Origin of the sequence: Chroogloeocystis siderophila 5.2 s.c.1 (assembly GCF_001904655.1) — a bacterium.
Taxonomy (GTDB): domain Bacteria; phylum Cyanobacteriota; class Cyanobacteriia; order Cyanobacteriales; family Chroococcidiopsidaceae; genus Chroogloeocystis; species Chroogloeocystis siderophila.
In genome coordinates this window covers 42193-57729 of the sequence record NZ_MRCC01000011.1, presented here as the reverse complement: position 1 = coordinate 57729, position 15537 = coordinate 42193, and the positions used below count along the sequence as shown (strand labels likewise).

General features: G+C 42.7%; 18 protein-coding genes. 11 read left to right on the top strand and 7 right to left on the bottom strand.

What is annotated here, in order from left to right; translation table 11 throughout:
• Positions 1-107 precede the first annotated feature (107 nt).
• Both NIES1031_RS14270 and NIES1031_RS14265 read left to right on the top strand, forming a co-directional pair.
• A complete protein-coding gene (locus NIES1031_RS14270; protein ID WP_073550192.1) occupies positions 108-1871 on the top strand; it encodes a M10 family metallopeptidase C-terminal domain-containing protein in 1764 nt (587 codons plus the stop codon).
• A 78-nt stretch (positions 1872-1949) separates the two neighbouring features.
• Positions 1950-2624, top strand: a complete 675-nt coding sequence (locus NIES1031_RS14265; RefSeq protein ID WP_073550190.1) for a DUF1361 domain-containing protein — start codon at positions 1950-1952, stop codon at positions 2622-2624.
• Here the strand turns inward: NIES1031_RS14265 and NIES1031_RS14260 are convergent.
• The 3 genes from NIES1031_RS14260 to NIES1031_RS14250 form a co-directional block, all read right to left on the bottom strand.
• On the bottom strand, positions 2619-2798 hold the full coding sequence (locus NIES1031_RS14260; protein WP_073550188.1) for a hypothetical protein: 180 nt from the start codon (positions 2796-2798) through the stop codon (positions 2619-2621). The two genes, NIES1031_RS14265 and NIES1031_RS14260, sit on opposite strands and share 6 nt — an antisense overlap.
• Before the next feature lie 88 nt (positions 2799-2886).
• Positions 2887-3183, bottom strand: coding sequence for a VOC family protein (locus NIES1031_RS14255; RefSeq protein WP_218596807.1), 297 nt, complete (start codon positions 3181-3183; stop codon positions 2887-2889).
• A gap of 472 nt (positions 3184-3655) precedes the next feature.
• Positions 3656-4366, bottom strand: a complete 711-nt coding sequence (locus NIES1031_RS14250; RefSeq protein WP_073550186.1) for a pirin family protein — start codon at positions 4364-4366, stop codon at positions 3656-3658.
• A gap of 417 nt (positions 4367-4783) precedes the next feature.
• Between NIES1031_RS14250 and NIES1031_RS14245 the strand changes: the two genes are divergently transcribed.
• Positions 4784-5197, top strand: coding sequence for a thiol-disulfide oxidoreductase DCC family protein (locus NIES1031_RS14245; RefSeq protein ID WP_073550184.1), 414 nt, complete (start codon positions 4784-4786; stop codon positions 5195-5197).
• A gap of 41 nt (positions 5198-5238) precedes the next feature.
• Here the strand turns inward: NIES1031_RS14245 and NIES1031_RS14240 are convergent, their stop codons facing one another.
• Positions 5239-5673, bottom strand: coding sequence for a hypothetical protein (locus NIES1031_RS14240; RefSeq protein ID WP_073550183.1), 435 nt, complete (start codon positions 5671-5673; stop codon positions 5239-5241).
• 280 nt (positions 5674-5953) lie between these two features.
• On the opposite strand from NIES1031_RS14240, the gene psbQ reads away from it, so the two are divergent.
• Both psbQ and NIES1031_RS14230 read left to right on the top strand, forming a co-directional pair.
• Entirely contained in the window at positions 5954-6466 is a 513-nt protein-coding gene (gene psbQ / locus NIES1031_RS14235) for a photosystem II protein PsbQ (RefSeq protein ID WP_236738843.1), read from the top strand.
• Between the two features lie 196 nt (positions 6467-6662).
• On the top strand, positions 6663-7838 hold the full coding sequence (locus tag NIES1031_RS14230; protein ID WP_073550179.1) for an NAD(P)/FAD-dependent oxidoreductase: 1176 nt from the start codon (positions 6663-6665) through the stop codon (positions 7836-7838).
• Positions 7839-7874: 36 nt separating this feature from the next.
• Here the strand turns inward: NIES1031_RS14230 and NIES1031_RS14225 are convergent, their stop codons facing one another.
• Together NIES1031_RS14225 and NIES1031_RS14220 are read right to left on the bottom strand one after the other, a co-directional pair.
• Complete coding sequence (locus NIES1031_RS14225) at positions 7875-8231, bottom strand: zinc ribbon domain-containing protein (RefSeq protein WP_015190779.1); 357 nt, start codon at positions 8229-8231, stop codon at positions 7875-7877.
• Positions 8232-8261: 30 nt separating this feature from the next.
• Positions 8262-8573: a TIGR03792 family protein gene (locus NIES1031_RS14220; RefSeq protein WP_073550177.1), complete on the bottom strand. Its 312-nt coding sequence runs from the start codon at positions 8571-8573 to the stop codon at positions 8262-8264.
• A gap of 222 nt (positions 8574-8795) precedes the next feature.
• Between NIES1031_RS14220 and NIES1031_RS14215 the strand changes: the two genes are divergently transcribed.
• From NIES1031_RS14215 to NIES1031_RS14200, 4 genes are all read left to right on the top strand, one after another.
• Positions 8796-9125: a phasin family protein gene (locus tag NIES1031_RS14215; protein WP_041918722.1), complete on the top strand. Its 330-nt coding sequence runs from the start codon at positions 8796-8798 to the stop codon at positions 9123-9125.
• 91 nt (positions 9126-9216) lie between these two features.
• Positions 9217-9753: an FKBP-type peptidyl-prolyl cis-trans isomerase gene (locus NIES1031_RS14210; protein ID WP_073550176.1), complete on the top strand. Its 537-nt coding sequence runs from the start codon at positions 9217-9219 to the stop codon at positions 9751-9753.
• Between the two features lie 77 nt (positions 9754-9830).
• The gene (locus NIES1031_RS14205; RefSeq protein ID WP_073550175.1) at positions 9831-12284 is read left to right on the top strand and encodes a heavy metal translocating P-type ATPase; all 2454 of its coding nucleotides are present in this window, start codon (positions 9831-9833) and stop codon (positions 12282-12284) included.
• 397 nt (positions 12285-12681) lie between these two features.
• Positions 12682-13104 (top strand): FHA domain-containing protein, encoded by a 423-nt coding sequence (locus NIES1031_RS14200; protein ID WP_178378143.1) that lies wholly within the window; start codon positions 12682-12684, stop codon positions 13102-13104.
• 118 nt (positions 13105-13222) lie between these two features.
• Here the strand turns inward: NIES1031_RS14200 and NIES1031_RS14195 are convergent, their stop codons facing one another.
• A complete protein-coding gene (locus tag NIES1031_RS14195) occupies positions 13223-13570 on the bottom strand; it encodes a hypothetical protein (protein ID WP_073550171.1) in 348 nt (115 codons plus the stop codon).
• 131 nt (positions 13571-13701) lie between these two features.
• Between NIES1031_RS14195 and tmk the strand changes: the two genes are divergently transcribed.
• Positions 13702-14373, top strand: a complete 672-nt coding sequence (tmk, locus tag NIES1031_RS14190; RefSeq protein WP_073550169.1) for a dTMP kinase — start codon at positions 13702-13704, stop codon at positions 14371-14373.
• 78 nt (positions 14374-14451) lie between these two features.
• Positions 14452-15423 carry a DNA polymerase III subunit delta' gene (gene holB, locus NIES1031_RS14185; RefSeq protein WP_073550167.1) on the top strand — a complete coding sequence of 324 codons (972 nt, stop codon included), beginning with the start codon at positions 14452-14454 and terminating at the stop codon, positions 15421-15423.
• The last annotated feature ends 114 nt before the right edge of the window (positions 15424-15537 follow it).

Here is a 15537-nt window from a genome sequence, read left to right as displayed (position 1 = left end):
AGGCAATACGCCGCAAAAGTCACTCATTTATTCTGAACTTATACAAGCTAGGTCACAGCCCGACGCGGCTTAATAAACACTTATTCATAACTTCTACTGACAAAATTATGACAACTGTTTCAAAAACTACAGAATATCCTGATCTAATTTCTGATGAATATGATTTGAACCAAGACAACCTTTTAAATTACAGCGAATTTGCTAGCGACACTCTGCTAGAAATCGTGCCTACTATTACAGAATTTACATCAGTAGCGTCATCGTTAATAGAAACTGCCGGTAAATCGCTTCAGCAAATCATTTCAAACGATTTTGTCGATTCGGTTAAAGAAAAGGAACTTCTTATACTGCCAGATATTGAAAGCAGCAAGCTTGTTAACACTGAAAAAATAGCTTCAGCGATAAGTAATGCAAAGAAGTTTGATTTGGGGCAAAACTTTGGGTGGATTGGTAACGATCTACCAACATCACAATTGTCAACTCAACCACAGTGCTGTGGCTGTTCTGCGTGCTGTGGTTTTTCCAGTGATTTCAATAACGACAGTCTAAATCAAACCACAACACCAACAAACGGAGGATTAACACCGCAAGCAAATACAGGGGTTTACTACATCGATGCACTACTACCTACCCCAGCGAATTACTGGGTTGGTTCGACAATAAGTTATAGTTTCATGACATCAGTCCCAAGCTATTATCCGTGGAACTATCCAGAGCGCAACAAATTTGTTCCTTTTAATACAACGCAAGCCAACGCAGCACGTAGAGCCTTACAGCTTTTCAGTGAAATTTCAGGACTCAGATTTGTCGAAGTATCTGATGCAGGTGCGGGTGGAATCATTCGGTTTGGCACAGCAAATTTAGGAAATAATAAAAGCGCTCACGCTTACTTGCCAGACAACAATCCCTTGGGAGGAGATGTCTGGCTTAATAATTCTGACTCTTTTAATGACACTCAAACCAATGGCTCTTTTGGATTTGCGACCATGGTTCATGAAATCGGTCATGCACTAGGGCTAAAACATCCAGGTAACTACAATGCAGGTGGAGGAGGTAGTCAAGGTCCTTATCTACCCGCACAAGAAGATAACAACAAGTATACAGTGATGTCGTACAACAGGCATCCAGGTAGTGGGATTCATCCTCAAACACCAATGCTTTACGACATTGCAGCAATTCAGGCTCTCTACGGTGCTAATAATAATACTCGTACTGGCAATAACACTTATTCATGGAACGCTAATCAAGCTTTTATACAAACAATCTGGGATGCTGGCGGTAACGATACGATTAGTGCTGCGAATCAATCTCTAGCTGCAACGATTAACCTTAATCCTGGAAGCTTTAGTTCGATTGGACGTTTCTCCAATAACAGTAGTAGTCGAGCTAATGGTAATTTAGCGATCGCCTATAGAGTCACTATGGAAAATGCCATCGGAGGGGCGGGAAACGATACTCTAATCGGTAACAGCGTTGCCAATAATCTTTCAGGTAGGAATGGTAATGATTACTTGTTCGGTGGTGGCGGTTCTGACACGCTGAATGGCGGCGCGGGTAACGATGTTCTCGTCGGTTACAGCGGTAGTACAGAATTTGATGTTTTGACTGGGGGCACAGGTACAGATACCTTTGTGTTAGGTGACACTTCTAATGTCTTTTATCGAGGAGATGGCTTTGCTCGGATTACCGATTTTGATTGGCGGTATGATTATATTCAAGTAAGGGGAACTTCTAGCCAATACTCGCTACAATCCGGAAACTGGTTTGGCAATGCGGCACTTGATACCGCCATTTTCTTCGGCAATGATGCGATCGGCGTAGTGCAAGATTCTACCAACGTTAGTTTTACACGCGACTTTATCTTTGCTTAATAACTTCATCTTGTTTGATGGAACCATCTTAAACAGAGGTTAATCTAAGAAGAGCAAGATAAGAGTATTACAGCTAAAATGGATCGCATTTTTGCCGCCAGGGTATTTACCGAATTATCTACGCAGCTAGTACGCGCTTTTGATGCAATCTACAGTGGCTGGATTCTGTGGAACTTGTTTTTGGCTTTTATTCCTTTAGCGCTTAGCTTTTGGTTATTTCGCCGCAAAACACGTTCTCGTTCTCTACTATGGTGGATAGTTTTTGTTGTCTTCGTAGCTTTTTTGCCCAACGCGCCTTACGTACTTACCGATATTATCCATCTCATTCGCGGGATACGCCCTGGTTTATCCCCATGGATAATTACGCTGTTTGTTATTCCTGTGCATCTATTTGCGATGCTCATTGGATTTGAGGCTTATGTCGTTGCTTTGATTAATCAAGGATATTACTTAAGACGTCTGGGTGCAAGGCAATTTGTCGTTTGGGCAGAATTAATCGCACATATGTTGTGTGCTGTTGGGGTTTATCTTGGTAGATTTCGTCGCTTTAACAGTTGGGATTTAGTCACAGAACCTGGTAACGTTCTACTCAAAACTGTCAATGATTTAACTGAGCGACGTCCTCTGTTTGTTGTATTTATCATCTTCGTTATTATCACAGCGTTTTACTGGATAATAAAGCAAATAACTTTGGGGCTTGTGCTACGAATTCACTACGCCCGTGCCAAAGTTGATATTGACCAATATTTATAAATCTTGTTCTTCCGCCATCATTGCTCTTGCAAATTCGCGAATACTCAGAAAGATGTAGCTAATAAATTTAGGCAGCAGATGGATAAATCTGGGAATTTCGTTTGTTGCTAAGTTATCTAAAAGATTTGTAACTCTAAGTTCTAAAACAAGTAATAACGATCGCAAAAATTCCATCGCTTAAGACTTTAGTGCGATCGCTTTTATTTCTTCAATATTAAACTGCTCAGATGTACTCATGTCATGACAACGTTTCAAATATTATCTAGTCTAAAAATTGATACAACCCAATCAAATTACCATCAGGGTCTCTAAAGTACGCTGTTTTAATCCTGTAATCTATATTAGTCAGAGGTTCAATCACAAGGTTAATATTTTTGTGCAGTAAACAATGATACTCTTGTTCAACATCATGTACAGTAAAAATTAAAGCTACTTTATCTTGGCATTCTGCATGAGTTGGTTTATCAATTTTTCTAATAATTTCTGCCATTTCTTGCCGTCTAAATAAACTCAGCTTCATTCCACCAACTTGAAACCCAGCATAACCACTTTTTTTCATCTTCTACTTTGACGGGAAATTCCATAACATCCTTGTAGAAGAAAAAACAAGCTTTGAGATCTGAAACAAGAAGTCTTGTATAAGCCGAACTTACTTGCATAATGCTTACCTCGTTTAAGTAGAGTTATTTTAATAACTACGAGTAGATTGAGTATAGACTACCTGATATAAATGAAACTTATTTTTGGCTAAACCTTACTAATATTTACTTAAAAGATTGATACTTTACTGTAGTCTCAATAAATTCAACTATGTATAGTATCAATGAGTTTCTGTTGACGTTCGGGTTCAACTATGAAAGTAATTATAGCTGTAATTACATAATTATTTTTAGCGATTATTCGCATTTTGTTCCCCCATTAATACTAAATAGGGTGAGCAAATACTCACCCTAAAATCAATTAAATAGATAGTATTATAGCATGGCAGAGCAAGCTAATAGCTAATTTTTCAAGTGCGACCTCACTGTAAATTACGCAAGATCAAACAACAAAATCTCTCCACCAATATCAGTGCTAATTTCTAAGTCTCCTTCGTACATTTGTACTCCATCTCCTGCACGAAGTTCCTGATCGTTAAGAGATACAATTCCTTGCGCAACTTGCAACCAAGCATAACGGTTTGGTTTGAGGTGATAATTCAAAACATCACCTTTTTCTAGAACAGACGTATACAAATCAACATCTTGATGAATTGTCACCGCATTATTACGTCCATCTTTAGCAGCAATTAAACGTAAGTTACCGCGTCGTTGTTCTAGAGGAAATGCTTTTTGCTCATATCTAGGTTGTACCCCTTGTGTATCAGGAATAATCCAAATTTGTAAAAAGTGTACAGGTTCAGTTGTTGATGGATTAAACTCGCTGTGAGTTATTCCAGTACCTGCACTCATGATTTGTGCTTCTCCTGGAGAAATAATCGCGCCGTTACCTAAGCTGTCTTGATGTTCTAATGCACCTTCTAGAACATAAGTAAAAATTTCCATATCGCGGTGACTGTGCATCGGAAAACCAGCACCAGGAACAACGCGATCGTCGTTAATAACTCGTAAAGCACGAAATCCCATCCGCGCTGGATCGTAGAAACTTCCAAAGGAAAAAGTATGGTAACTATCTAACCAGCCCATTCGCGTGCGACCACGAGCATTTCTATCATGAATAATGTTGGTAGCTGTGTGCGTCATATTTTTACCTCCTCGAGTTTTCTCCTGCAAGCTTTTTCGTAACTATATAGATAGCTAATTATTAGATTAGTTAATTTTTATTGAGGTTTATACAATACTAAAATAACTAAAACACTTTAATGCTCTTCGCTGAATAATTTATTTAGAAAAAATTATTACTGCCCGTTTTCTATTACTATATTAAACAAAAAAGATAAAAATAGTAAGTACGCACCTAAAAGTAAGGCACTTACTTTTCAGATAGTGTTATTTAAAGAGATATTTAATATTAAATATCTCTTTAAACTAATATTAAAAAGGGAAAATTCAGTTTGTGCGATCGCCTACAAGTAATAAGTCCCCCTTAGCATGATTTACACAACAAGCAAAATAAGCTTAAAAATATAAATGTAACCACATATACAGAAAATTGTTTTCATGAATTACCACGTTATCTACGACGGCAATTGCAATCTTTGCGTGACTTTTGTCCGATTACTTGAGAGCTTTGATAAAGGACAAATATTTCGTTACGTCCCCATGCAAGACCAAGCGACGCTTGCACCCTGGGAAATTACACCACAAGATTGCGAGTTAGGTGTGATTTTACTTGATGCTGATGCACCTGAACGTCGTTGGCAAGGTACAGCAGCCATCGAAGAAATTGGGCGTGTGTTACCGATGGGTAATCTTTTTGTTGAAGCTTATCGCGGATTACCAGGCGTCAAGTGGGTAGGCGATCGCATTTACGAACAAGTCCGCGATAACCGCTACACGCTATTTGGTAAACGTCAGAACACCTATAACTCACCTTACTGTAGTGAATGTAAAAGTCAGTCTGCAAGCAATTAAGCAAGATTAGAGAATTCCTTGAAGCTACTTGTGATCAATGACTACTCTGGTGCTGTGGGCTGATTAAATACGCGGATAATTTCGCGGCAAAACGATTTTAACTTTTCTCCAACTTCAGGCGAAGGTTGAACAACACCAACAAAACTCCAGTTTTCCACGGTAGAAAGACGCCACTGCTTACCACGATGGTCAAAACCTGCGGCTTCAACGCCGATACAAGCGCGATCGCCGTTTAAAGGATCTTCGTGAAAGCGGATTTGTACCAAAATGCTGCGACTTTGCAACGACCGACTGACACCAGGAAAGTGAAAGCCAATATCGATTGAATCCGGATCGACTAATTCTCTAGTATCAGGATCGTTAGTCCACGGTTTGAGGTCAGACCTAGCGTCAGGAAACTCTGATTTAAAAAGATTAACGACTGTAGCAATTTTACTGGTAAGTTCCAAATTAGTTGCTTGCTCAGCTGCGTTCACGCGGGAACTCTCCTGGATTTTGAGTCTAGTGTAGTGAAAAAGACGACAGAAAACCGCTAGAAAGCTTACTGTATTGGTATTCCAGCTTAACAATACTTTATCAATTTTGCAATCGCTGCTCTCAACGCGATCGCGCCACAGCCGTTAACAGATATTTACACTTAAAACTTTGAATCCCAACGAGCCGCACGTGTCCTGAGAACATCCCTCTCGCAGTAGGAGACGAAAATTTCATTTGCGCAAGACAATAGCAATTGATTCTTGCCACCAGCGATCTAAAATGACACTGTTCATCAGCAGACAAAAGTATAGTCAGATTATGGCGCGTTATCGGTCAATTCTGTCATTGATTTTAGTTATCGTGACAACGTTTCTTGTTAGTTGTAGTAGCCCCAGCGTTGCAAAAGCACCTCCAACCTATACGGCGGCGCAGATAGAGCAAATTCAGCAATATGTTCCTGACATTGTTGCGTTACGTGATCGCATGAATAACGAACTCATCACATTAATCAAACGTCGCGATTGGATCGATGTCAGCAACTTCATTCACGGTCCTGTTGGGGAAATGCGACTCAAAATGACTTACGTCACTCGCAATCTTCTACCGCAAGACCAATCACAAGCAAGGGCATATACTCGCGACTTGTTTGATAATTTAGTCAAAATTGAGCAAGCCGCAGAAGCCGCTGATTATCAAAAAGCAACACTTAACTACCGCGAAGCCTTAGCAGATATCGATGGCTTTTTGCAGTTGATTCCCAAATCAACACCAACGCAAGAAAGTGAAGCGTAATTAACGAGGGGCGAGGAGCGAGGAAATAGTGATGAGTTTTGAATTTTGGAAAGCGTAGCGGTGCGTTAGCACGTTTTGAATTGTTCGCGAACAAAGGTGCTAGAGGCATTAGAAAATAACTTAGTAACTCAACACTCTTTACAAGTAACTCTCTCAAGCTCCTCTGCTCCTCGACTCAAACATTCTCGCTCAAATCATGAGTCATGTACTAGTTATTGGCTGTGGTGTTGTCGGGGCGGCGATCGCCTACGAACTCAGTTTATCTGGGCTAGAAGTTACCGTGATCGATCAACAACCACCCGCCCAAGCAGCAACAGGGGCAGCGCTGGGGGTATTAATGGGAGCCATTAGCCACAAAATTAAGGGTAATGCCTGGCAGATGCGCGCTGCGAGTATCAAACGCTATGAAACCCTCATTCCAGAGCTAGAAGCGGCTATTAGGCGGCGGATTCCCTTCAATCGACAAGGCATATTGATGCTTTGTTTTCAAGAAGATTTAGCAGCTTGGGAAAAATTAGCCGCAGTTCGTTCAGCACAAGAATGGCAATTAGAAATTTGGAACGCTGCACAATTACAATCGCGCTGTCCGCAGCTTAATGGTGAAAAAATAGTAGCAGCAATTTACTCACCGCAAGATCGACAAGTTGACCCCGTAGCGCTGACGTTAGCTTTAGTAGAAGCCGCAAAGCACAAAGGAGTTCAATTTCATTTTGGAGTCACAGCCACAGGTTATTATCTCGATAACGCCGATCAACGGATGTATCTCCAAATCGAGAACGCTCAATTATCCGAAAAAATCAAAGATGTTGATTGGTTAGTCATCGCCGCCGGTACTGGTTCAACACCGTTGCAATGGCGACAAGAATCTACTTCTCGCGATCGCACTCACATAGCACTCACATTTGCACCTACGCAGCAAGCACAATCAACGCTAGCCGTAGAAATTAAACCTGTACTCGGTCAAGCGATTCATATGCGGGTCAATCAACCTTTAGGCAATCCCCATTTTCAACCTGTTATTACAGGCGATGACGTTCATATTGTTCCTTGTCTTAGCAGTCAACCAATTACAGATTACTGGGTTGGTGCGACAGTAGAATTTTCTGCAAACGGACAGGTAGTCGCAGATGCTACGCAATTAGAAAAAGTTAAACAGCAAGCGATCGCATTTTGTCCGGCTTTAGCCCAAGCCAAAATTATCCGCACTTGGTCAGGATTACGCCCACGCCCCGAAGGACAACCGGCGCCTATCATTCGCCACGTGCCAGGTTTTGACAACATTCTCCTCGCGACAGGACACTACCGCAACGGCGTTTTACTCGCACCTGCTACCGCCGAGAAGATTCGGGAGATCATTATGAGGGACGAGTGAATTGCTTAATCTAATTACTCTTGACCTCATACCACTTTACAAGACAATCAAAAAACTCAGTAAGAGTAAACCGAGGATTAATAGCCAAAACTGATATTGTTGAAGCCAGCTACGGAAATTTGCACGCAAGCTGCTTTTGTAAGACTGCTGTGATGCGCGCAATTGAGCTTGTGTGACATCTTGATAGAGCGTACACTCTTTGGCATAGGGACGCTGCGGAAAATTACACGTATCGTCTAAGTGATAAGTACAGCGATCGCACAAGTACGTATCACCAGTAGCGCGATGTAGGGGGATTCCTGGATGTCCGTAAGCTTTGAGTGGAGTACGGCAATAAGGACAAGTCACAGCTTGTGCATCAACCGATTGATGACAACGAGGACAATGTGGCATTGATAACAGTAAAGTTAAAGTTAATGTCAACTAAGAAGATAAGCGATCGCCATAAACTTGGTACTCTGCTGACTCGACAATTTTATAAGTGCGACCCATTTGTTGCAAAAATAGTTGTTCTATCCGATTTAGAAACTCGTCAGAGATAGCTTTCCATTGTTCTTTCGTCGCCCAGCGAATCACTAAAATAACTTCTGATGCTTCGTGTGGATTCAGCCAAACTTCTTTTCCTAGAAATCCAGGACACTCAGCCAGCGCTTTCGTCCAAACTTCTGCATCTAATTGCAAATATTGTTCGCGCAAATTTGGATCTACTTTACACTTAAGCAACTCAATAACCATCTTAGCGATTTTCTATCTTGCAGTAGCTATAGGCAAAGCTGTAAATTTGCCACAATAGAACTACAGGGCACTTAGGGTTTACGCTTCAAGCATAGCTTTAGCAACCGCAATTCTATGCCATAACACGGTATACAGTAGTATCAGAGTTATGTTCTTGTGGCGACTCATTCCTAACCCTGATTTTTGATTTCGTCTTTATTGATTAAATATCCGCAAGATAGCATGGAAAGCAACAACTGGATTAAACAGCTATTAATGGTTGGTATAGGCACAACGTCATTGGTAGCCGAAAAGCTGCGGGAAGTAAGTGATGAACTAGTCAAGGACGGCAAGCTTCAGCCGGATCAAGCGAAAGAGTTTATTGACAACTTGATGCACCAACTTAAATCAGAACAAGGTAATTTTGAAGTGCAAATGCAGCGTCAAATGCGCAATATGCTGCAAGACTTGGGTGTACCCCGCCAAGCAGAAATGGATGAATTGCGCGGGCGCATTGACCGTCTTGAGCGCCAGGTACGCGATTTAGAAAATAAATTGTGGCGGGGAATGTAACTACTGTGGTTTAGCTAACAAAGAATCGCTTTTGACATAAACTAGAACACGTGAAGTCGCTCAATTTATTGTCTTGAGGGAGAACTAAATTTTGAGAGAAATTTTAATTAGTTTAGGTGTTGTCATCGCTTGCGTCATTGTACTGGTAGTCGCGCAGTTTAGCAGTCAACAACCCGACTTTGCAATTGCCGAACAACTCACGCCAAATCAACCAGCAAATGAGGTTGTTGCACCCAGCAACGCCACTACAGAAAATACTTTACTTAGTAACATGATGTCTGATGAAAAGGCTATAACAACGCCCTCTGGACTGAAATACATTGATATCCAAGAAGGTGATGGCGCAACTCCAAAAGCTGGGCAAAGAGTTTATGTCCACTACACCGGAACTTTAGAAAACGGAACGAAGTTCGATAGTTCGCGCGATCGCAATCGTCCCTTTGACTTTAAACTCGGTGCAGGACAAGTCATCAAAGGTTGGGACGAAGGAATTAGCACGATGAAAGTCGGCGGACGTCGCCAGTTAATTATTCCTCCTGAACTTGGTTACGGGGCGCGTGGTGCAGGTGGAGTAATTCCTCCCAACGCCACCCTCGTCTTTGATGTAGAACTACTACGAATTTCCTAAATTCTTAGCCGCACTACCATCGCTTTGTACCTAAACGCTACAGTAGTTATGTGTTGAGGTGTCGCAGCCCTGAATTTATGCAACTTGTCCCAAAAACCGAGTCACCGCAGTCTGTACCGAGTAGTATCAATCAACCCACAGAAACAATCACACTAGACATTCAAGGGATGAAGTGTGCTGGCTGTGTTAAGGTTGTCGAAAGTCAGTTAACAAAAAATGAGAGCGTACTTTCTGCGTGTGTAAACTTGGTTACAGAAGTTGCCGTTGTTGAGTGTACCGCAGGTGCTGTAGATGCCGCCGAACTCGCAGAGAATTTAACCGCTGCTGGGTTCCCTACCCAACCACGTTATGCACAGGGAGAAGCTACTGTTTCTAGTAGTGTAGAGCCAGCAAAACACCGTCATGAAATGCAATCAGCATTTAGACAGTTAGTTGTTGCTGGCGTTTTGCTTGTATTGTCTAGCTTGGGACATTTCAGCGAGTGGGGTTTGCCTGCACCGCCGATGTTGCACAATATTTGGCTGCACTTTGGACTCGCAAGTACCACCTTACTCGGACCAGGACGCCCAATTTTACTTGATGGCTGGCGGGGATTGCGGCGCAATGCACCCAACATGAATACCTTAGTGGGATTGGGAACGCTGACGGCTTACACCGCAAGTTTAGTAGCACTTTTGTTTCCACAACTCGGTTGGGACTGCTTTTTTGACGAACCCGTGATGCTGTTGGGCTTTATCTTACTCGGAAGAACATTAGAACAACAAGCGCGAGGACGTGCAGCATCTGCTTTTCGTGAATTACTAGCGCTGCAACCGCAAGTTGCGCGTTTAATAGCCGAGCCCACAACCACAGTTTCTTCAGGATGCGAAAGTGTAGAAATTCCTGCTGATCGCGTGCGCGTAGGCGAATGGTTACAAGTTCTACCAGGTGAAAAAATCCCCGTTGATGGTGAAATCGTTGCAGGGAAGACAACGGTAGATGAATCAATGCTCACTGGGGAAGCCATGCCAGTGACAAAGCACCCTGGAGATCTTGTAGCCGCAGGGACAATAAATCAACTAGGAACAATTTCACTACGAGCAACGCGTACAGGGAAAGATACGACGCTAGCCCAGATTGTCGCTTTAGTAGAAGCCGCGCAAACGCGCAAAGCACCCGTTCAAAAATTAGCAGATACAGTAGCAGGATATTTTACCTACGGCGTGTTAACCGCTGCGGTATTGACTTTTGTGTTTTGGTATTTTATTGGGACTCATATCTGGTCTGATGTCGTCACGCAGCCGCATCACCTTGTCCACTTAGGACATAACTCACTACATCAGCCGCATCATGTCCAAACGACAATTTATTCGCCGCTGTTACTCAGTTTAAAACTTGCGATCGCCGTGATGGTTGTTGCGTGTCCGTGTGCTTTAGGACTAGCGACACCTACCGCGATTCTTGTCGGTACAGGAGTAGGTGCAGAACGTGGGTTATTGATCAAAGGTGGCGATGTCTTGCAAAGAGTACATCAATTAAGTGCAGTAGTTTTTGATAAAACTGGTACGCTCACAACTGGACTTTTGCACGTCAGCGATTGCATCGCCTTGACAGAAATCTGCCGCGAAGAAGCTATATCTGATACTCAGTACCTGCTACAACTAGCCGCAGCCGCAGAAAGTGGCAACGCGCATCCTGTAGCTACCGCGATCAGACAAGCTGCACAACAGCAAAATTTGCCAATTCTCGATGCCCATAACTTCGACATGGAACCAGGATTAGGAGTATCAGCCGTAGTTGCAGGTCATACTCAGGTGTTGCTGGGTAATCAGGAATGGCTCAAACAGCACTCGATTACGATTGATGATGCTGCACAACAACTGAGTCAATCGCTGCTCAGTAACGGTAAAACTGTCATCTATGTAGCAGTAGAAAGTGCATTAGTAGGATTAATTGCGCTGACAGATACGCTCAGAGCAGACGCAAAAGCTACGGTAGATAGCTTGCGGCAAATCGGTCTACAAGTCATGCTCTTAACTGGGGATCGACAAGAAGTCGCGGCGGCGATCGCGCTACAACTCGCCATCGAACCACACCACATCCTTGCAGGCGTGCGTCCTAGTGGTAAAGCAGCCGCCATTCAACAACTACAATCGCAAAATCATCTCGTGGCGATGGTAGGTGATGGTATTAATGATGCTCCTGCCTTATCACAAGCTGAGGTCGGAATTGCCTTAAAAACTGGCACGGACGTTGCGATGGAAACCGCAGAAATTGTCCTGATGCGCGATCGCTTAACCGATGTTGTCGTTGCGATCAAGTTAAGCCGTGCGACCTTCAATAAAATTCGCCAAAACTTATTTTGGGCATTCGCCTACAACACACTAGGAATTCCGATTGCAGCTGGTGTTTTGCTACCGAGTTTTGGTTTTGTTCTCAGTCCAGCAGCAGCGGGTGCATTCATGGCACTTAGCTCAATCAGTGTCGTTACCAATTCTTTGTTGTTGCGCCGCTTTCACCAAACAGAAATGAAGACTCCAGCAGGCGTTTAAAACGCTTATACTTATCAAATTCAATGCTTCCCTATACGTAATTACTCTAGGCAAAATAGTAGACGCTCAGAGTGTTACTTTATGTAACTAAACTGCAATAGATCGTAAGTTACTGGTGATGAATATTAAAGGCTACCTTATATTGTTCCACTTTAAAGTTACGCAAAATGAGCAGCAGAGGAAGCAGAAAGGTAAGGAGAACTTATTTGTCATTGTCATTTAGTGAAATGATACTAGATTTGATAGAGGAGACATTTAAATGTAAAGTACAATCAAGCTAAGTTAAGCTAATTCAATAATCTCAGCAGAAATCGCGCTTTTTGATAGCGATTCCCAGCTGGTATGACCAAAGCGAAACGAACAGATTGATTCAGTGATTTTACTAACCGATGCTTCAATGGCTTTACAACCTAATCAGAACCACATACTGATTGTTGAAGACGATCAGGGACGTAAAGAATTTAGTTTAGACGCTCCTGTGTACTCTATCGGCAGAGACGCGCGCTGCGATATCCGTTTGTTTTCGCAGTTTGTTTCTCGTCGTCACGCAACGCTGGTCAGATTACCACGCGAAGATGGCAGCTTTTACTATCGTATTATTGACGGCGACTATAAAGGAAAACCTAGTGCCAATGGATTACTGATTAATGGTCGGAAAATTCCTGCACACGACCTCAAAAATGAAGATGAAATTGTGTTTGGTCCTCAAGTTCGAGCAATTTATTACCTATTGAGCAGAGACACAATGCCTTCTGGTCCCTTGGACGAGTATGATGTAACTTTGATTGGTCCGAATATGATGCCAGAGTTTGAAGACTAAACAATACTAGCGACAAGCATCCTTCGACTGTAGACTCTAGCAAGACCAGCATAAGAATTAACGAACATATTTTCGTAAGCCCCCAAATCGGCGGGCTTAATTTTTATAAATTATTAGTTCACCCACAAATACTTTCGATTAGCTGCCACTGATGATTATCGGCGATCGCCTGATTTACTTGTTGAAACATTTGGTAGCAATGGTTATTCATTTGTAGCGGTAATTCTTCGTTTTTAACGACAATGTTGATCCGCGTTTCTGTGGTTGAATTCATTGTTTTATCTATAAGTACTTCGACAACGACCAATCGAGCGAAAGGAGTTTTGCCAGGAATTTCCTGCGCCATGATGTAGTCGCTTGTGTGGTATACAATATCAAGATTGCAAGTTTGCAAAACCTCAATCAGTAACTGCTGTAAACGTGTAGGTGGAACTTCAACAGTGAACCAGCTGGTATAGCGAGCCATAAATACTCCTCGCTGGGAAAACGCGCGTCGATTCTATGATATACGACAGATTGCCAATACCAGGGGTTAGCAAAACAAAGCTAGCGCATTGAGAAATTTATTTCGACTTCTGTATAGAGTAAAGTAAGCGCATGAGTGGTAGATTGATTGTCTTTGAAGGTGTCGAAGGTTGCGGCAAAACAACGCAGTTACAGCGATCGCATCAATGGCTAAAAACATTATCGTTATCTGTGATCGTCACCCGCGAACCAGGTGGAACAGATTTAGGTACGGCGCTACGCCAATTATTGTTAAATGTAAATACACAGCCAATTTATCATTCTACTGAGTTATTATTATACGTAGCAGACCGCGCCCAACACGTAGAAGAAGTCCTCAAACCCGAGCTCGCTAATGGAACCATTATTTTATGCGATCGCTATGTTGATTCTACCGTCGCGTATCAGGGTTACGGGCGAGGTCTAAGTCATAGCTTAATTGCGCAATTAAATTCCATTGCCACACGTGGATTAGAAAGCGATGTCACAATTTGGTTAGATATCGATGTAGCTATCAGTCTCGCCAGAAAACAGTACCAAAGTACGAGTGATTGCGCGGAGCGCAGCGCCGGAGGTGATCGCATCGAGCAAGAAAAAATAGAGTTTCATCGCCGCGTACAACAAGGTTACACTGAATTAGCTCAAAACCACCCAAATCGGATTGTTCGAGTCGATGCTAGTCGCAGCGTAGCTGAAGTACAAGAACAAATTCAGCAAATCTTACTACAACGCTTTCCTGAAATTAGAAGCAAGAGTAAATCGTAATTATTACCGTCTGGGAAAGCAAAACTGCAAACAGCCCAACATAGATTAAATCTTAACGCTGACCCCTGACCTTTATATATGTCCAACTTTTTCGCACCAGTTATCGGACAAACACAAGCGATCGCATTACTAACACAAGCCATTGATCGTCAACGAATTGCGCCAGCTTATTTGTTTGTTGGTTCACCTGGGGTAGGACGTAGTTTAACCGCACAGTGCTTTATTCAGCAAATCTTCTGTACAAATGTTCCAGTCGCTCAGCATCCCCAAATCAAACAACGCGTACAACTAGGAAACCACCCAGACGTATTGTGGGTGCAACCAACTTATCTGCATCAAGGACAACGACTCACCGCCGCAGAAGCCGCCGATGCTGGAGTCAAACGCAAAGCACCGCCAATAATTCGCGTCGAACAAGTTCGAGAAATCGCGCAATTTCTCAGCCGTTCTCCGTTAGAAGCATCTCGCAATCTAGTTGTCATTGAACAAGCAGAAACAATCGCAGAAGCCGCAGCGAATGCGTTGCTCAAAACACTAGAAGAACCAGGACTAGCAACAATCATCTTAATTGCGCCTGCGGTGGAAGCGTTGTTACCAACATTAGTATCGCGGTGTCAGCGAATTCCATTTTATCGCCTAAGTCGCGAGCAGATGACGCAAGTTTTACAGCAAGCTAGCGATGAAAATTTGCAGATGTCACCCACTATATTAGCGATCGCACAAGGAAGCCCAGGAGATGCAATCGCCGCAATTCAGCAACTCCAAGCAATTCCTGCTGAACTCATCAAAGCGCTGACTCATCCACCGCGATCGCTGCATAGCGCCTTAGATTTAGCAAGACAAATTGATAAAACTTTAGAGACAGAAGCGCAATTGTGGTTGATAGATTACCTACAACACGCTTATTGGCAGCAGTTTCTAGCAGGAGACATACAACACTCACCTTTACCATATTTAGAACAAGCCAAAAAGTACTTACGCTCCTACGCACAACCACGATTAGTTTGGGAAGTGACGTTTCTACAAATGAGTCAATTGCAACCACAATAAATTAGTAGAAAACGAAGAATTACTTAACTGGCTTGAATATGCTGAAGCGATGCTGAATGAGAAATAATGCGATCGTGTTTGCCACACCACAATATTCCTCAAGGCTAAATCGGA